Source organism: Pseudoalteromonas sp. Ld20 (assembly GCF_045064175.1).
In the GTDB taxonomy this organism is placed as follows: domain Bacteria; phylum Pseudomonadota; class Gammaproteobacteria; order Enterobacterales; family Alteromonadaceae; genus Pseudoalteromonas; species Pseudoalteromonas neustonica.
Genome location: NZ_JBISHB010000043.1, coordinates 385257 through 403294, shown reverse-complemented (window position 1 = coordinate 403294; position 18038 = coordinate 385257). Strand labels below are relative to the sequence as shown.

Here is an 18038-nt window from a genome sequence, read left to right as displayed (position 1 = left end):
AAGCCCATCATTCGAGTTATTATCAAAGCCGTCACTATAAACATTATCATGACTAAAGCCGGTTCCTGCGGTGTATTTACACGTAGGAGTGCGCTTTAGCGCCGATGTGTTGCGCCTCGCGTTTAAAGCCTACTATTCGAGTTATTATCAAAAATTACTGTTATAACCACTATCACGGCTAAAGCCGTTTCCTTCGGGGTAGGGGGGCGCTTTAGCGTCGGTGGTTTACACCGTGTTTAAAGCCAGTCATTCAAGCTATTATCAAAATTGCGGTTATAGCTGTTATAACGACTATCACGGCTAAAGCCGGTTCCTACTATATACCAACACGTAGGAGCGCGCTTTAGCGTCGGTGTATTGCATAAACTCCATACAAAAAGAGATGCTTTCGGAGTATCTCAAAAATTATATTTTGCACAAATTTGAATCAAATATAACAAAAATATTTGAAAGAGCTATGCTTAAGAAAACGTATTTACCTAATATAAAATGTTTAGATCTGCTTCGCTCTACAATGATTAGAGAAAAAGCAGATAAGAGTCTGCAATTTCTGTATCAGTTACTATTATAAGTACGTGGATTAACGGCTCTGTATTTGGGTATGAATACAAGAAGGTTAAATTTGGAAACTGTAAGCACTGAAGCAATAGGTAAGGTGCTAGGAAGCAATAATTTAGAGATTGAAGGAGTTGAAATGAATGTTGCTGTTGTTGGTACGGGTTATGTTGGTCTATCAAACGCTATGCTACTTGCACAAAATAATAAGGTTGTTGCACTCGATATTGATGAAAATAAAATTTCGTTATTACAAAAGAAACAATCGCCTATTGATGATGTTGAAATAAATAATTTTTTACAAAATGACAAGCTCAACTTTGTAGCGACTACTGATAAAGATCTTGCTTTGATTGACGCTGAGTTTGTAATTATTGCGACCCCTACAGATTATGACCCAGTAACAAATTACTTTAATACTGGTTCGGTTGAGTCGGTTATTCAGGATGTTATAAAAATTAACCCAACTGCGACCATGATCATTAAATCAACAGTACCTGTTGGATTTACCGAATCAGTAAAACAAAAATTTAATACAAACAACATATTGTTTTCACCTGAGTTTTTACGTGAAGGTAAAGCGTTACATGATAATTTACATCCCTCTCGTATTATTGTGGGGGAGCAAAGTGAGCGAGCAAGAACGTTTGCGAACTTATTGGCGCAAGGTGCAATAAAGCAAGATATAGCTATTTTGTTTACAGAATCAACTGAGGCTGAGGCTATTAAGCTTTTTTCTAACACTTATTTGGCTATGAGAGTTGCTTACTTTAATGAACTAGATAGCTACGCAGAGAGTTTAGGGTTAAGCGCAAAACAAATTATAGAAGGTGTGGGTTTAGATCCACGCATAGGTAATCATTATAATAACCCATCGTTTGGTTATGGCGGTTACTGCTTACCTAAAGATACTAAGCAATTATTGGCAAACTATAAGAACGTACCTAATAACATGATTGCTGCGATTGTTGATGCTAATACTACCCGTAAAGACTTTATTGCGTTTTCAATTATCAACCGCAACCCTAAGGTTGTGGGGGTATATCGTTTAGTCATGAAAACTGGCTCTGATAATTTTAGAGCGTCTGCAATTCAGGGGATCATGAAGCGTATAAAAGCGAAAGGTATTAAAATTGTAGTGTATGAGCCGTCCTTACGAGAAGATGCTTTTTTTAATTCGCGGGTAATAAAAGATCTAAGTGAATTTAAAGAAGTGTCAGATGTAATAATTTCAAACCGTATGGTTAAAGAGTTGGACGATGTGGTTGGTAAAGTTTATACGCGCGATTTATTCGGAAGTGATTAAAGTTAAATGAAGGACTAACTATGAAAGCTGTTATCCCAGTTGCAGGCCTTGGTACGCGTATGCTCCCAATGACTAAGGCTATTCCTAAAGAAATGCTCCCATTGGTCAATAAGCCTCTTATTCAATACATTGTTAATGAATGTGTTGCTGCGGGAATAAAAGAAATTGTGTTAGTAACCCATAGCTCAAAAAATGCGATCGAAAACCATTTTGATACAAGTTTTGAGCTTGAAGCTACGTTAGAAAAGCGTGTTAAGCGTAAGCTTTTAGATGAAGTGCGATCAATTTGCCCGTCGGATGTTACCATTTTACATGTACGCCAGGGCGAGGCTAAAGGATTAGGCCATGCAGTGTTATGCGCCAAACCAATTATTGGTGAAGATGATTTTGTTGTGGTATTACCCGATGTAATACTTGATGCCTACACAGCAGATCAAAAAACTGAAAATTTAGCTGCAATGATAGCTCGTTTTAAAGTAACAGCAGCCAGTCAAATTATGCTTGAGCCTGTGCCACTTCAAGATGTTAGTAAGTATGGAATTGCAGATATTGGTGGTGTAGCTATTAGAGCTGGTGAAAGCGCTAAAATAAAAACGATGGTTGAAAAACCGAGTATTGAAGATGCACCATCAAATTTTGCTGTTGTGGGTCGTTATGTTTTATCAAAAACTATTTGGTCGCTATTGGCTAAAACTCCAGTAGGTGCTGGTGGTGAAATACAGTTAACCGATGCAATCGATATGCTTCTGGAAAAAGAAGTTGTAGAGGCATTTCATATGAGTGGTCGTGCTCACGATTGTGGTGACAAACTTGGTTATTTGAAAGCGATTGTTGAGTACAGCATGCGCGATGAAAACTTAGGTGAAGAGTTTTCAAGCTTTATTGCAGGTTTAGTGCAATCAGATAATAAACACTTAAAGGCTATTTAAAATAGCTTTAGACTCGCTGCTTTATAAAAAGATGGCTTATGTCACCGTTTTTGTAAATTATAAAGCAATCACGGCTAAAGCCTGTGCCTACGGGTTACTTACACGTAGGAGAGCGCTTTAGCGTCGATGGTTACGCTGTATTCAAACGAATTATCATAGCCAAAAATAACCATTCTCACGGCGGAAACCGGTTCCTACGGTATTACTTACAAGTAGGAGGGCGCTTTAGCGCCGATGGTTTTACGCTGTATTCAAACGAATTATCATAGCCAAAAATAAGCATTCTCACGGCTGAAGCCTGTTCCTACGGTATTACTTACACGTAAGAGAGCGCTTTAGCGCCGATGGTTTTACTGTATTTAAACGAATTATCATAGCCAAAAATAAGCATTTTCACGGCTAAAGCCTGTTCCTACGGGTTACTTACACGTAGGAGAGCGCTTTAGCGCCGATGGTTTTACGCTGTATTCAAACGAATTATCATAGCCAAAATAACCATTCTCAGGGCTGAAGCCTGTTCCTACGGGTTACTTACACGTAGGAGAGCGCTTTAGCGCCGATGGTTTACGCTATATTCAAACGAATTATCATAGCCAAAAATAAGCATTTTCACGGCTAAAGCCTGTTCCTACGGGTTATTTACACGTAGGAGAGCGCTTTAGCGCCGATGGTTTTACGCTGTGTTCAAACGAATTATTATAGCTAAAAATAAGCATTTTCACGGCTAAAGCCTGTTCCTACGGTATTACTTACACGTAGGAGAGCGCTTTAGCGCCGATGGTTTTACGCTGTATTCAAACGAATTATCATAGCCACAAATAAGCATTTTCACGGCTAAAGCCTGTTCCTACGGTATTACTTACAAGTAGGAGGGCGCTTTAGCGCCGATGGTTTTACTGTATTCAGACGAATTATTATAGCCCAAAATAAGCATTTTCACGGCTAAAGCCTGTTCCTACAACTACTTTTGTTTGGGCAATAAAAAGCCACCTATTTTAAGGTGGCTTTTTTGATCGCAAGAATGGTGATGTTAATTCTATTGAAACATTACTACTCTAACGAGCTAAATAACTTACAGTGTAATCGGTATTACCAGATCTTTACGCGATCTTCTGGTTTGATATACATTTTATCGCCTTCTTTTACGTCGTATGCTTTATAAAATTCAGGCATGTTCGATAAAATACCAATTACACGGTAATGGCTTGGCGAATGTGAATCTGTCATTAGGCGATTACGTAACTCTTCGTCACGATATTTACGACGCCAAATTTGTGACCAACCCATAAAGAAGCGCTGGTCGCCAGTGTAGCCATCAATAATCGGTGCTTTATCATTTCCTAAAGATAGCTGGTACGCAGTGTGGGCAACGGTTAGGCCGCCTAAATCACCGATGTTTTCGCCTAATGTAAGCTCACCATTAACGTTCGCATCTTCAAATGGCTTATATTCGTTATATTGTGCGACTAACTGACCTGTACGTTCACCAAATTGCTTAAGGTCTGACTCACTCCACCAGTTACGTAAATTGCCGTCACCATCGTATTTAGCGCCTTGATCATCAAAGCCATGACCAAGTTCGTGGCCAATTACAGCGCCAATTGCGCCATAATTTACTGCATCATCAGCGTCTAAGTTAAAAAATGGTGGTTGTAAAATCGCGGCTGGAAATACAATTTCATTATTAACCGGGTTGTAATAGGCATTAACGGTTTGTGGTGTCATGTGCCATTCAGAACGATCTACTGGTTTACCTAATTTTGCAATCATATCTGCGTATGACCATTCGCTATGGCGAATATAGTTGCCTACGAGCTCATCAGCATTAATACTTAGCGCTGAGTAGTCTTTCCAGTTGTCAGGGTAGCCAATTTTTGGTGTGAATTTATCGAGCTTTTCTTTTGCAGCAAGTTTAGTTTCTGGGCTCATCCATTCAAGGTTTTCAATTGCTACGCCATAGCCTTTGATCACGTTATCAACGAGTTCTTCCATACGCGCTTTAGCTTCAGGCGGGAAGTTTTCTTTAACGTAGACTTTGCCTAAAATTTCACCTAGCACACCATTTGACGCATCAACAGCTTGCTTCCAAAGTGGGGCTTGTTCTTCTACGCCGCGTAATGTTGTGCTGTAAAAGTTAAAGTTTAAGTCAACAAGGTCTTTATTTAGTAGGCCTGCATAGTTGCTTACAAAGTGAAACTTAAGGTAATTTTGCCATGTTGTTACATCGGTTTTTGCGTAAATATCGGCAAATTTTTCAAAGTAACTTGGTTGACCCACGATGATATCAGTAGTATTCACGCCAGATGCTTTAAAATATTCAACAAGGTCAAAGCTTCCTGTTAATTTACTGGCATCAGCTACACTCATTTTATTGTATGTTTTAGTTGCATCACGCTGCTCTACACGACTCCACTGCGCTTGTGCAATATTGGTTTCAAGTGCAACAATAGCTTTTGCTTGTTGCTCTGGTTTTTGTACACCAGCACGCTTTAATACTTCAGTTACGTAGGTATTATAAGCCGCGCGGATTTTAGTGAATTTTTCATCGTCTTTTAAGTAATAATCACGATCAGGCAAGCCTAAACCTGATTGGTAAGCATACAGGGCATATTCGCTTGAATTTTTTGCGTCATTATTTACATACCAACCAAATGGAGCGCTGCCGCCTTGCATGCGAAGTTGCGCCATTAATGTAACGAGGTCAGACTTGTTTTTTACTGCGTCAATCGTATTTAGCTGTGTCATTAGCGGTGAAATGTTAAGTTCTTCACGCGCATTTTCGTCCATGTAGCTTTTAAAGAAAGCGCCAAGTTTGTACTCATCACTGCCTGGTTTTGCTGTTGTACTTGCTGCTGCTTTTTCAAGTACTGTTTTCATGGCTTTTTGTGATTCGTCATATAGCTGTGAAAATGAGCCGTAGTTAGATTTATCACCTGGGATTTCTGTCGTTGCTAGCCATTGGCCGTTTACGTGGTAGTAAAAATCATCCTGAGCACGGACTGATTTATCCATGTTCGCTAATTCAATGCCTGAATTTAATTGTTCAACCGGTGCGCTAACCGCCGCTGTTTCTGGGGCTTTTGTTTGTTCTTGTTTATCGCCACAGCCGACTAGTCCCAAAGCAAGTGCAATACTTGCTGCAGTAAGAGTTACTTTTTTCATGAGAGTCTCGTTTGTTAGTTGTTGTATGAATAATCAGTTAACCGAATAAATAAAGTATTTCGATAGGATATTCTCTGACCCCATCTTAAACCTGTTCGTAACAACAATAAACCAGTTACACGCAACGATAGTAGCTAATATGTAACAAAGTTTATCGAAGAGCAGAATCAAAGTTGTTGAAGCCGATGTAGGCGGGAGTTTACCTCGCGCAGTTTGGTGTTTTTGTTAATTTGCGCGGCGTAAAGCCCAGCCTACGGCAAATTTAAGAATGGATGTTTGGTTTATTTGTAGGCGGGAGTTATCTCCACAGTTTGGTTTTTTGTTAATTTGCGCGGCGTAAAGCCCCGCCTACGGCAAATTTAAGAATGGGTGTTTGGTTTATTGGTAGGCGGGAGTTTACCTCGCGCGGTTTGGTGTTTTTTTTAATTTACGCGGCGTAAAGCCCCGCCTACGGCAAATTTAAGCAATGGGTGTTTGGTTTATTTGTAGGCGGGAGTTTACCTCGCGCTGTTTGGTGTTTTTTGTTAATTTGTGCGGCGTAAAGCCCCGCCTACGGCAAATTTAAGCACTAGTATTTTGTGTATTTGTAGGCGGGAGTTATCTCCACAGTTTGGTTTGAATTTTTATCTGCTATGTTTAAATAAACACTAAATCGTATTCACAATGAAAAACTCTCATAACTTAAGAAAAGGCCGTATATCTTTAGCTAATCATTATTATTGTGTAACTATTGTGACCTACCATAGAGAGGCGCTACTGATGGATTTATATCTAAATAGAGCCTTTATATGTGAAATGAAAAGACTAGAAGAAGAGGGCGCAGCAAAAACAATTGCATTTGTTTTTATGCCAGATCATATTCACTGGCTTTTTCAGTTGCAATTAAAAATGGAATTAAGTGGGGTTATTCGAACGTTTAAAGGACGAACAACTAAAATTGCCAGAATGAATGCTCAACTTAATAAGTTTTGGCAGCCTGACTATTATGATCATTTAATAAGAAATGAAAGCGATTTAATCAATTATGCGCGTTACATAGTCGCTAACCCGCTAAGAGGGGAGTTAGTAAAAAATGTATCGCTATACCCTTATTGGGATTGCATTTATATCAATTAATTTGCGCGGCATAAAGCCCCGCCTACGGCAAATTTAAGCACTGGTATTTTGTGTATTTGTAGGCGGGAGTTTACCTCGCGCAGTTTGGTGTTAATGCGCGAGGTGGAGTTTAAAATTGTGTTTTTATTTTTTCGATGATTTCTACATTGGCGGCGGGGAAGTTGTATTCGCTTAGCTTATCAATTGCTACCCATGCGCTTAATTGGCCTTCGGCGCCATGTGCATCGCCGCTGAAGTCGGTGACAACATGCACGTCTAGTTTTACACATTTATCGCCATAATCATGCTCTATGACCATTAGCTGGCTTGAGCTGTGAATCGTTAATGCTACTTCTTCAATAAGTTCGCGTTTTAGTGCCTCAAATACGGTTTCGCCGCTTTCTACTTTCCCACCCGGAAACTCCCATAAACCGCCTTGGTGTTTATCGTCTGGGCGTTTGCAAATAAATAATGTGTTGCCAGCTTTGATAACGCCAACGGCTACGTGGATTATTTTTTTTGTCATATTTTAATCTCTATTTTTAATTAATCTGCGCGGCGTAAAGCCCCGCCTACGGTAAATATAAACGCCAAAGCCAGCTTATATCGGTTATTGTCACCTAATTATTTTCATAAAAAAAGCGACGCAGGCGTCGCTTTTTAATTATTACTTAACAATATATGGTTACTTTAATTTACCGCAACACTGTTTAAATTTTTGACCTGATTTACAAGGGCATGGTTCGTTACGGCCAACTTTTGGCTCCGCACGAGCTGCGACTACGGCACCTTGTGGTGTTTCGCCGCCAACGTGCTCAACTTCTTCGTGTTGATATTCGCGAGGTGCGCTTTCGCTTTTGCGATGTTGCTCTTCGATTTTTTCAACGTCTTCTTCAGCGCGCACTTGTACTTTACTTAAAATACTTACTACGTCGATTTTAAGGTTTTCAAGCATCTCTGAGAACAATTCAAACGATTCACGCTTGTATTCTTGCTTAGGGTTCTTTTGTGCATAACCGCGTAAGTGAATACCTTGGCGTAAATGGTCCATTGCAGCAAGGTGATCTTTCCAATGTTGATCAAGGCTTTGCAGCATAATTGCTTTTTCAAACTGGCGAAGTACTGGCTCACCAACTTGCTCTTCTTTTTGCTTGTATGCGGTATTGATCTCTTCTTCGATTCGTTCACGCAGCTTTTCTTCGTAAAGCTTGTTGTCGTCTGCTAGCCATTGTGTGATTGGTAGCTCGATCAAGAAATCTTGTTTTAAGCGTTCTTCTAGGCCTGGGATATCCCACATTTCAGCAAGGCTTTGCGGTGCAATATATTGGTCAATTGTGTTACCAAGTACATCGCCACGAATAACCGTGATGGTTTCTGAAATATCGCCTTCAACAAGTAGCTCATTACGTTGTGCGTATACAACACGACGTTGGTCGTTTGCTACGTCATCGTATTCTAGTAATTGTTTACGAACGTCAAAGTTACGTGCTTCTACTTTGCGTTGTGCGTTTTCAATTGCGCGGTTAACCCATGGGTGCTCGATGGCTTCGCCGCGTTGCATGCCGAGTTTACGCATCATGTTAGTCATGCGTTCACCAGCAAATATACGCATTAATGCGTCATCCATTGATAAGTAAAAACGGCTTGACCCAGCATCACCCTGACGACCAGAACGACCACGAAGCTGATTATCAATACGGCGAGATTCATGACGCTCGGTACCAATAATATGTAAACCGCCAGCTGTAATTACTGCATCGTGACGTATTTGCCATGCCGCTTTGATTTCAGCTATTTTTTCATCACTTGGGTTATCAAGTTTTTCAAGTTCGCTATTCCAGTTACCACCTAACACAATATCGGTACCACGACCGGCCATGTTAGTTGCAATGGTTACTGTGCCAGGTAAACCTGCATCAGCAACGATGTCGGCTTCTTGCGCATGGAACTTAGCATTAAGTACGTTGTGCTTAATTTTTTCTTTACGTAAAAATTGCGATAAGTACTCTGAGCTTTCAATTGAAATAGTACCCACCAATACTGGTTGGCCGCGCTCTTGGCAATCTTTAATATCGACTAAAATTGCTTCGTATTTTTCTTCTTGCGTTAAGTAAACTAGGTCAGCACGGTCATCGCGGATCATTGGCTTATTAGTTGGCATAACAACAGTATCAAGGCCGTAGATTGACTGGAACTCAAATGCTTCAGTGTCGGCAGTACCTGTCATACCTGCAAGGGTTTCGTAAATACGGAAGTAGTTTTGGAATGTGATTGATGCCAACGTTTGGTTTTCGTTTTGAATTTTTACACCTTCTTTAGCTTCAACAGCTTGGTGTAAACCTTCAGACCAACGACGCCCTTCCATTGAACGGCCTGTATGCTCATCGATAATGATTACTTCGTTTTCTTTTACAACGTAATCAACATCTTTTTGATAGAGCTTGTGAGCGCGTAATGCAGCATAAACATGGCTTAGTAAAGTGATACTACCTGCAGAGTAAAGCGAATCGCCTTCTGCTATTAAACCGCGCTCGGTTAGTAATTCTTCAACTTTAATTTGGCCGCGTTCAGTTAAATGAACTTGCTTAGATTTTTCATCGATTGTGAAATCGCCATCGCCTTCAATACCTTCTTCGTCTTCTTTTTCTTGTAGTTCAAGAGTAGGAACGATGGTATTGATTTCAGTGTAAAGCTCAGAGCTATCTTCAGCTGGGCCTGAAATGATAAGCGGAGTACGCGCTTCATCAATTAAAATTGAGTCAACTTCATCCACTACTGCGTAGTAAAGTGGACGTTGTACGCGTTCGTTAATGCTAAACGCCATGTTGTCACGTAGGTAATCAAAACCAAACTCGTTATTTGTACCGTAAGTAATATCGGCAGCGTAGGCTTCTTTTTTCTGCTGCGGCATCATACCTGGTACGTTGCAGCCAACTGTTAAGCCTAAAAATTCAAATAGTGGACGGTTTGTTTCAGCATCACGTTTTGCTAAGTAGTCGTTTACGGTAATAACGTGGACGCCTTTACCCGTTAAGCCACGTAAGTAGGCCGGTAAACTTGCAGTAAGTGTTTTACCCTCACCGGTGCGCATTTCTGCAATACGCCCTTGGTTTAGTACCATACCGCCAAGAAGCTGTACGTCAAAGTGACGCATGCTATTAACACGCTTTGATGCTTCACGTACCACAGCAAAGGCCTCTGGCAGAATGTCATCAAGGCTTTGTCCGTTATCGTAACGTTCTCTAAACTCTGCTGTTTTGGCTTTTAAATCTTCGTCTGAAAGCGCTTCTAGTTGCGTTTCAAGTGCGTTGATCAGCGCGACCGTCTTTCTTAAATTTTTAATAGTGCGGTCATTGCGACTACCAAAAATCTTGGTAAATAAATTAGATATCATGATAAAACCGTTACAATATATTCTTTGTTAGCCGATTATCAGCTAACCCATTTTGATATGCCCAAGCGTTTTGGGGTCATTACTAATTAATATACTGCTCATAAAAAGAACATATTAATTAGCAATTTTAATAAACGCTGCAAAATGCATCATTTATTACGTGCGTTACTATACCAGACTCTGCGAAACAACGAACCACCTGTTCATCAAGATGCCCATTTTTAACTGAAAAATTTCGTAAATACCGTAAAGATAACTTTAATCTTGCTCATTTATTACATTAACGATGAATATATGGAGGTGGATAAAATAAAATCAAGGGTGAAAACAAAGCAATCGGCTGGCTTATTATCAATGAGGTACTTACTTTTTCCCGTGCCGTGCGAGTCGCTCTAGTTTTGCTTTAAGCGAAGGGGGGGCGTTTGAGGCAATTGCGGTGAGGTAATCTGCTGTTTGTTCGCTCATGGGGGGGGGGTTAGCTGCGGGTGCGTTGTTATTCATTTTTGTCGTGGTGTTAGGGCTCAAGCGCTGCGTAGTTTGTGGATTTGCAGTAATTTTTATTTGCCCAAGCTCAGCCATACCAGCAGCTCGAAAATGTGAAAGCATATCCATTTTTAAATAATTTAAACGTAGTGCGATAGGCGCTGATACCGCTTCGATCATAAGTGTGCCATCGCGATAGTTACTTACGCGACATTTACCGCCTAAATTAGCGCCTAAAAAATCACTCAGTAAAGTTTGCTGCTTATCGAGAGCTTGGCTTTTGCCTGCATATGACGCCAATCTGCCGCTGAGGCCCGCCATAATATCGTTTAAAGGCTTTGGTGCGAACCTGTCTTTAGCCATGAAAACACCAGTATTTAGAACGAAGAAATTTATTTTAAATGATTGCAAATACAAAGCAATGATTAATGCTGGCATTTCAAATTAAGTAACCCCATCGGCGCTAAAGTGCTCTCCTACGTGCGGGTATATCGTAGGAACAGGCTTTAGCCGTGAAAATAGTTATGTTTGACTGTGATGATTCTGTTTGAATACTTGTGCGAAATCCACCGGCGCTAAAGCGCTCTCCTACGTGTGGATATTATGTTTATCTCTTTTATTTTGTGCTGATATATTTTAATCTCGCTGTACATTGTTTAAACATATAAGGATATATTATGAATATTACACACCATGGAGCGGTGAATGGGGTGACAGGCTCTTGTCATCAACTCGACTATACAAGTACTGAATCGGTGCTGATTGATTGTGGTATTTTTCAAGGTGAAGACGCGGGGCCAGATTTAGCAATCGATTTTGATATTTCTACCGTTACGGCATTAATCGTGACTCATTGCCATATTGATCATGTTGGCCGTATTCCTTATTTGTTTGCTGCTGGTTTTAGTGGACCCATTTTTACCTCAAAGGCATCAGCAAGCTTGTTGCCCTTGGTGATTGAAGATGCTCTTAAAGTGGGTGTAACGCGAGATCAAAAAATCATAGATGCCTGCTTAAGTTTACTTGAAAAACGTATTGTCGCTGTTGAATTTAATCAGTGGTTTGAGTTACCTGGTAGTAATGAGTTACCACCCCTTACAAAGGCTCGGTTTCAGCGTGCTGGGCATATTCTTGGTTCAGCTTATGTTGAAGTTGATGTAGGGGTAAAACCTAATCTTCAGCGTGTGGTGTTTTCTGGTGATTTAGGCGCGCCCTATACGCCGCTGTTACCAAGCCCCAAAGCGCCTTATAAGGCTGATGTGCTCGTGATTGAATCAACCTACGGCGATAAAAACCATCAAGGGCGAAAAGAGCGAACATCAACGCTTAAAAAAGTGATTGAAAAAGCGGTTGCAGACAACGGCGTTGTATTAGTGCCTGCTTTTAGCATTGGGCGTACGCAGGAGTTACTCTACGAGTTAGAGCAAATTATTCACAGCGCCCGTAAAAACCCATCTTGGCAAAGTATTAATGTAATTGTTGATTCACCTATGGCGGCTAATTTTACGAGTAAATATCGAGAGTTTAAAAGTCTATGGGATGATGAAGCTAAAAAGCGTTTAGCGAACGGCCGTCACCCGTTAGATTTTCAACAACTACATACTGTTGATAGTCATAAAGAGCATCTTGCAGTGATTGAGTATTTAAGTAAGCGAGATGAAGCTGCAATTGTTATTGCCGCGAGTGGCATGTGCACAGGTGGCCGAATTGTGAATTACCTGAGCCGATTTTTGTCAGATAAAACAACGGATATAATTTTTGTTGGTTACCAAGGCCGTGGAACACTTGGTCGAGACATTCAAACATATGGCCCACGTGGGGGTTATGTGCATATTAACGACAGTAAAGTGACTATACGCGCTAAAATTCACACAATTAGTGGTTACAGCGCTCACGCAGATCAAAAAGGCTTAGTTAAGTTTGTAACAGGAATGCGCAAAAAGCCTGCTTTGATTAAAATTGTGCACGGCGATGAACAAGCAAAGCAAGCATTAGCGCAAAAGTACAAGGCTATTTTAGGTAATGCGACAAGCGTTGAAATTGCAAAATAGTTGTTATTTAGATAACTATATTTGGGTATAGAGACAAGTGCTAAAACTGATACACTTAGGTCGTTAAGAATCGAGAATAATAAAAATGGTTGAAAATGAATATTAAAAAACATGATTTGAGTTTAGTTATATTGGCGGGCGGCTTAGGCAGTCGCTTTGGTGGCAACAAGCAAATTGCTGAAATATCAGGATTAGGCTGTACCATCATGGAGTTAAGTATTGCAGATGCATATGCTGCAGGTGTGACTCAAGTGGTTATTATAATCAACCAGGCTGTTCGCAGTGAAATAGAGCAGGTTATTTTACCGCGTCTGCCTTTAGATCTTGATGTGGTGTTGGTTGAGCAGCGAATTGATTTAGTGCCAGTGCAATTTAAATCACTGGTTGATGAACGTGTAAAGCCTTGGGGCACGGGTCATGCATTATTGTGCGCAAAACAGCATGTACATAACCCTTTTATTGTGATTACTGCTGATGATTATTATGGAACTTCGTCATTTAATTTATTGGCTGAACATTTTAAATTACACTCAGATTGGGCGATGGTTGGTTACCCAATTATCAATACTTTATCTGATCAAGGAGGCGTTAATCGAGGTGTTTGCAAGATCCAAAATAACCAGCTTATAAATGTTATTGAGTTTTTAAACATAAGCATAGAAAACAACTCCCTTATGGGTGAAAACCCACAGCAACAGCGGGTTCACATTGCTGATGATGCGCTAGGTTCAATGAGTTTTTGGGGGTTAACGCCTTCATTTTTCAATAGATTAGAAACCGGTTTTGATAACTTCCTGCAAAAATATGACAACGGTGTCAAAATGGAGTATTATTTGCCTGATCAAATTCAACAAATGATCACAAATAATCAACAAAGTGTCACCGTTTATACTGCGCAAGAGTCCTGGTATGGAGTGACCTATAAATCTGAATTACAGGATGTTGCGGGTAAATTATATGAATTACGTCATGGATGAAATAGCACCGATCTTGCCTTTTTCTGGGCACAAAAATAGCGAAGTAAGTATGAAGTCAAATCCCACTGCGGTTTACTTGTCTGAGAATTTTGGTCTAGGCAATGAACGTGTCAGCATGAAGCCGATTGGAAGTGGCCATATTAACAGCACTATGCTGTTAAGCGTGCCTAGCAAGTCGTTAGTAGTCCAAAAACTCAATACCGACGTTTTTCCTGAACCAGATATGCTGGTTAAAAACGCACGTTTAATTGAATCCCATTTAACGCAAAAGCATCAAGTAGGCGAATATAATTTAGATATTATTCGTCATGTTGCGACGGTTGGCGATGATTATTTAGTTGAATGTGAGCAAGGCTTATGGCGTGCGCTCGAATTTATTGGCGGCAGTTATAGTGAAGATGTAGTGGCAAATACTTCACAAGCAGAAACTGCGGCCAATGCATTTGGCCAGTTTGCTGTTGCGTTAGAAGATTTTGATGCGAAGCAGTTACACCATGTTATTCCTGATTTTCATAATTTAGCAATGCGCGCTGAAAAATTAACAGACGTTATCAAAGCCGATCCTGAAAACCGTTTAGCAAGTTGCCAAGCAGAGGTTGATTTTTGCTTATCTCAATTTGGTTTAATTGATGAATTAAAAGCATTGAAAGGGGTTGTACCAATTCGCCCTTGTCATAACGATACTAAAATTAACAACATGTTGTTTTGTAATAAATCACATGGTGCAAAAGCCGTTATTGATTTAGACACCTGCATGCCAGGTTATTGGCTTTATGATTTTGGTGATATGGTGCGAACTTTTTGTTCTCCAGAACAAGAAGATTCAACAAATTTAGCAAACGTGCGTGTGCGTGAAGACATTTTTGAAGCGGTTGTTAAAGGGTATGTGGAACCTTTAAAAGACCTCATCACTGAACAAGAAAAGCAAAGTTTTTGGTTAGGCACAAAGGTAATGACGTTTATGATTGGTTTACGTTTTTTAACTGATTACATTGATGGTGATCATTATTTCTCGATCAAACATGCAAATCATAACCTTGAACGTGCGCAAAATCAGTTTGCGTTATATCGTGATATTCTAGCTAAAAAAAGCACGCTTAAAGCTATGTTAAGTGATGTTTAACTAGTTTTCATTGAATCACAACAGATAACCCTTAAGAGCCGCATTTGCTCTTAAGGGGTTGTATTTTGATAAACCCTATCGGCGCTAAAGCGCTCTCCTACGTATAGGTATATCGTAGGAACAGGCTTTAGCCGTGATAATGGTTATGTTTGGCTGTTAATATTCTGTTTGAATACCTGTGCGAAATCTATCGGCGCTAAAGCGCTCTCCTACGTATAGGTATATCGTAGGAACAGGCTTCAGCCGTGATAATGGTTATGTTTGGCTGTTATGGATTCGGTTTGAATATCGTGCGAAACCCTATCGGCGCTAAAGCGCTCTCCTACGTGCAGGTATATCGTAGGAACAGGCTTTAGCCGTGATAATGATTATTTTTGGCTGTGATGGTTATGTTTGGCTGTTAATATTCGGTTTCAATACCTGTGCGAAATCTATCGGCGCTAAAGCGCTCTCCTACGTGTAGATATATCGTAGGAACAGGCTTCAGCCGTGATAATGGTTATGTTTGGCTGTTAATATTCTGTTTGAATACCTGTGCGAAATCTATCGGCGCTAAAGCGCTCTCCTACGTGCGGGTATATTGTTGAAACAGGCTTTAGCTGTGATAATGGTTATGTTTGGCTGTTAATATTCTGTTTGAACACCGTGCAAAACCCATCTGCGCTAAAGCGCTCTCCTACGTGCAGGTATACCGTAGGAACAGGCTTTAGCCGTGATAATGGTTATGTTTGGCTGTTAATATTCTGTTTGAATACCTGTGCGAAATCTATCGGCGCTAAAGCGCTCTCCTACGTGTAGGTATATCGTAGGAACAGGCTTCAGCCGTGAAAATAGTTATGTTTGGCTGTGATGGTTTTGTTTGACCGTTAATATTCTGCTTGAACATCGCACGAAACCCTATCGGCGCTAAAGCGCTCTCCTACGTGTAGGTATATCGTAGGGACAGGCTTTAGCCGTGATTGCACTCTCTATTTTGATTTAATCTTATATTGTGTGATTTCCCCCATCGGCGCTAAAGCGCTCTCCTACGTGTAGATATATCGTAGGAACAGGCTTTAGCCGTGATAATGATTATTTTTGGCTGTTAAGGTTCTGTTTGAATACCTGTGCGAAACCCTATCGGCGCTAAAGCGCTCTCCTACGTGCAGGTATATCGTAGGAACAGGCTTCAGCCGTGATTGCACTCTCTATTTTGATTTAATCTTATCTTGTGTGATTTCCGCCATCGGCGCTAAAGCGCTCTCCTACGTATAGGTATATCGTAGGAACAGGCTTTAGCCGTGATAATGGTTATGTTTGGCTGTTATGGATTCGGTTTGAATACCTGTGCGAAATCTATCGGCGCTAAAGCGCCCCCCTACGTGTAGATATATCGTAGGAACAGGCTTCAGCCGTGGTAATGGTTATGTTTGGCTGTTATGAATTCGGTTTGAATACCTGTGCAAAACCCATCGGCGCTAAAGCGCTCTTCTACATTAATCTCCTTTTTCTGCTATCTATCCCTATCAGCTTTACCTATTAACCTGTTTTAGGTAAGTTAAAAACAGGTTAATTCAAGGATAATAATAATGAAGCAGTTTAATCGTCGAGACTTTTTAAAAGCGGCCAGTGCAGCGGCTGCAGCAAGTGTTGTGGCAGGGTGTGCAAGTGGTGTTAATGGCGGAGCAGTTACGCCAGCACAACAAGGGCGTTCAGTTATTGGTTTAATTGCACCAAAAATGGATGTTGTACGGGTGGGCTTTATAGGTGTAGGCCAGCGTGGTTATGGCCATGTAAAACGCATGAGTCATATTGCGGGTACTAAGATAACAGCCATTTGTGATACGCATACAGAAGTACTCGAACGTTCAGCAAAATTCTTAACAGATAAAGGCCTTCCAAAGCCTGCGCTATATTCAGGAGCTGATAACGCCTATCAAGAAATGCTTAATCGCGATGATATTGATATTGTTATTATTTCAACCCCCTGGGCATGGCATGCTCCGATGGCGATTGATACTATGAATAGCGGTAAGCACGCATTTGTTGAAGTACCACTGGCATTAACAGTTGAAGAAATGTGGCAAATTGTCGATACCGCAGAGCGCACCCAAAAGAACTGTATGATGATGGAAAACGTCAACTACGGCCGCGATGAGTTAATGGTATTGAATATGGTTCGCCAAGGTGTATTTGGCGAGTTATTGCATGGTGAAGCGGCGTATATTCATGAGCTACGTTGGCAGATGAAAGAGCTTGAGCATAAAACGGGCTCTTGGCGTACTGCGTGGCATGCTCAGCGTGATGGTAACTTATACCCAACACATGGCTTAGGGCCGGTATCACAGTATATGAATATTAACCGTGGCGATCGTTTTGATTTTTTAACGTCGATGAGTTCACCCGCTTTAGGGCGCAGTGCTTACGCTAAAAAAGAGTTTCCTGCAGATCATCAACGAAATCAACTTAACTACATCGCTGGTGACATGAACACCACGCTTATCAAAACAATCAAAGGGCGCAGTATTATGGTCCAGCACGATACGACTACACCAAGGCCTTATTCTCGTCATAATTTAATTCAAGGCACTAATGGTGTGTTTGCTGGTTTTCCAAATCGTATCGCGCTTGAAGAAGGCGGCTCTAAGAGTTTTCATGAGTGGGATTATGAAATGGAAGGTTGGTATAAAAAATATGATCATCCGTTATGGACTAAAATGGGTGAAGAAGCGCAGCGTAATGGCGGGCATGGCGGCATGGACTTTTTAATGTTTTGGCGCATGATTTATTGTTTACGCAATGGCGAAGCTTTAGATCAAGATGTATACGATGGCGCAGCATGGTCGGTTATATCGCCGTTATCGGCGCAGTCAGTCAGCAACCGAAGTGCATCAATTGATATCCCTGATTTCACTCGGGGTGCTTGGAAAAATGCGCAACCATTAGGTATTGTTAGCTAGGGCGTGTGCCAGTGTTAAGCGCTT

General features: G+C 40.8%; 11 protein-coding genes. 7 read left to right on the top strand and 4 right to left on the bottom strand.

The window, feature by feature from the left end:
* Window positions 1–694 precede the first annotated feature (694 nt).
* Both ACJJVX_RS18940 and galU read left to right on the top strand, forming a co-directional pair.
* The gene (locus tag ACJJVX_RS18940; protein ID WP_405632999.1) at window positions 695–1861 is read left to right on the top strand and encodes a nucleotide sugar dehydrogenase; all 1167 of its coding nucleotides are present in this window, start codon (window positions 695–697) and stop codon (window positions 1859–1861) included.
* 20 nt (window positions 1862–1881) lie between these two features.
* Window positions 1882–2790 carry a UTP--glucose-1-phosphate uridylyltransferase GalU gene (galU, locus tag ACJJVX_RS18935; protein WP_054452753.1) on the top strand — a complete coding sequence of 303 codons (909 nt, stop codon included), beginning with the start codon at window positions 1882–1884 and terminating at the stop codon, window positions 2788–2790.
* A 1089-nt stretch (window positions 2791–3879) separates the two neighbouring features.
* On the opposite strand, the gene ACJJVX_RS18930 is transcribed toward galU, so the two are convergent.
* Window positions 3880–5952 (bottom strand): M13 family metallopeptidase, encoded by a 2073-nt coding sequence (locus ACJJVX_RS18930; RefSeq protein WP_054452750.1) that lies wholly within the window; start codon window positions 5950–5952, stop codon window positions 3880–3882.
* A 663-nt stretch (window positions 5953–6615) separates the two neighbouring features.
* On the opposite strand from ACJJVX_RS18930, the gene ACJJVX_RS18925 reads away from it, so the two are divergent.
* Window positions 6616–7068: an REP-associated tyrosine transposase gene (locus tag ACJJVX_RS18925; protein WP_082355584.1), complete on the top strand. Its 453-nt coding sequence runs from the start codon at window positions 6616–6618 to the stop codon at window positions 7066–7068.
* A 109-nt stretch (window positions 7069–7177) separates the two neighbouring features.
* On the opposite strand, the gene mutT is transcribed toward ACJJVX_RS18925, so the two are convergent.
* From mutT to ACJJVX_RS18910, 3 genes are all read right to left on the bottom strand, one after another.
* Window positions 7178–7573 carry an 8-oxo-dGTP diphosphatase MutT gene (gene mutT, locus ACJJVX_RS18920; protein WP_054452747.1) on the bottom strand — a complete coding sequence of 132 codons (396 nt, stop codon included), beginning with the start codon at window positions 7571–7573 and terminating at the stop codon, window positions 7178–7180.
* 159 nt (window positions 7574–7732) lie between these two features.
* A complete protein-coding gene (gene secA, locus ACJJVX_RS18915; protein ID WP_054204426.1) occupies window positions 7733–10441 on the bottom strand; it encodes a preprotein translocase subunit SecA in 2709 nt (902 codons plus the stop codon).
* A gap of 363 nt (window positions 10442–10804) precedes the next feature.
* Entirely contained in the window at window positions 10805–11287 is a 483-nt protein-coding gene (locus ACJJVX_RS18910) for a DUF721 domain-containing protein (protein WP_405632915.1), read from the bottom strand.
* Between the two features lie 314 nt (window positions 11288–11601).
* Here ACJJVX_RS18910 and ACJJVX_RS18905 point away from each other — a divergent pair, with 314 nt between their 5' ends.
* The 4 genes from ACJJVX_RS18905 to ACJJVX_RS18890 all read left to right on the top strand — a co-directional run bounded on the left by ACJJVX_RS18905 (window position 11602) and on the right by ACJJVX_RS18890 (window position 18014).
* Window positions 11602–12975 carry an MBL fold metallo-hydrolase RNA specificity domain-containing protein gene (locus tag ACJJVX_RS18905; RefSeq protein ID WP_405632912.1) on the top strand — a complete coding sequence of 458 codons (1374 nt, stop codon included), beginning with the start codon at window positions 11602–11604 and terminating at the stop codon, window positions 12973–12975.
* A 95-nt stretch (window positions 12976–13070) separates the two neighbouring features.
* Window positions 13071–13952 (top strand): NDP-sugar synthase, encoded by an 882-nt coding sequence (locus ACJJVX_RS18900; RefSeq protein ID WP_405632909.1) that lies wholly within the window; start codon window positions 13071–13073, stop codon window positions 13950–13952.
* 49 nt (window positions 13953–14001) lie between these two features.
* Window positions 14002–15075, top strand: a complete 1074-nt coding sequence (locus ACJJVX_RS18895) for a phosphotransferase enzyme family protein (RefSeq protein WP_054452932.1) — start codon at window positions 14002–14004, stop codon at window positions 15073–15075.
* 1568 nt (window positions 15076–16643) lie between these two features.
* Window positions 16644–18014 carry a Gfo/Idh/MocA family protein gene (locus tag ACJJVX_RS18890; protein WP_169328066.1) on the top strand — a complete coding sequence of 457 codons (1371 nt, stop codon included), beginning with the start codon at window positions 16644–16646 and terminating at the stop codon, window positions 18012–18014.
* The last annotated feature ends 24 nt before the right edge of the window (window positions 18015–18038 follow it).

Coding starts and splice junctions, on each gene's coding strand:
- ACJJVX_RS18940 (WP_405632999.1), top strand. CDS start 695: ATGAATGTTGCTGTTGTTGGTACGGGTTATGTTGGTCTATCAAACGCT.
- galU (WP_054452753.1), top strand. CDS start 1,882: ATGAAAGCTGTTATCCCAGTTGCAGGCCTTGGTACGCGTATGCTCCCA.
- ACJJVX_RS18930 (WP_054452750.1), bottom strand. CDS start 5,952: ATGAAAAAAGTAACTCTTACTGCAGCAAGTATTGCACTTGCTTTGGGA.
- ACJJVX_RS18925 (WP_082355584.1), top strand. CDS start 6,616: ATGAAAAACTCTCATAACTTAAGAAAAGGCCGTATATCTTTAGCTAAT.
- mutT (WP_054452747.1), bottom strand. CDS start 7,573: ATGACAAAAAAAATAATCCACGTAGCCGTTGGCGTTATCAAAGCTGGC.
- secA (WP_054204426.1), bottom strand. CDS start 10,441: ATGATATCTAATTTATTTACCAAGATTTTTGGTAGTCGCAATGACCGC.
- ACJJVX_RS18910 (WP_405632915.1), bottom strand. CDS start 11,287: ATGGCTAAAGACAGGTTCGCACCAAAGCCTTTAAACGATATTATGGCG.
- ACJJVX_RS18905 (WP_405632912.1), top strand. CDS start 11,602: ATGAATATTACACACCATGGAGCGGTGAATGGGGTGACAGGCTCTTGT.
- ACJJVX_RS18900 (WP_405632909.1), top strand. CDS start 13,071: ATGAATATTAAAAAACATGATTTGAGTTTAGTTATATTGGCGGGCGGC.
- ACJJVX_RS18895 (WP_054452932.1), top strand. CDS start 14,002: ATGAAGTCAAATCCCACTGCGGTTTACTTGTCTGAGAATTTTGGTCTA.
- ACJJVX_RS18890 (WP_169328066.1), top strand. CDS start 16,644: ATGAAGCAGTTTAATCGTCGAGACTTTTTAAAAGCGGCCAGTGCAGCG.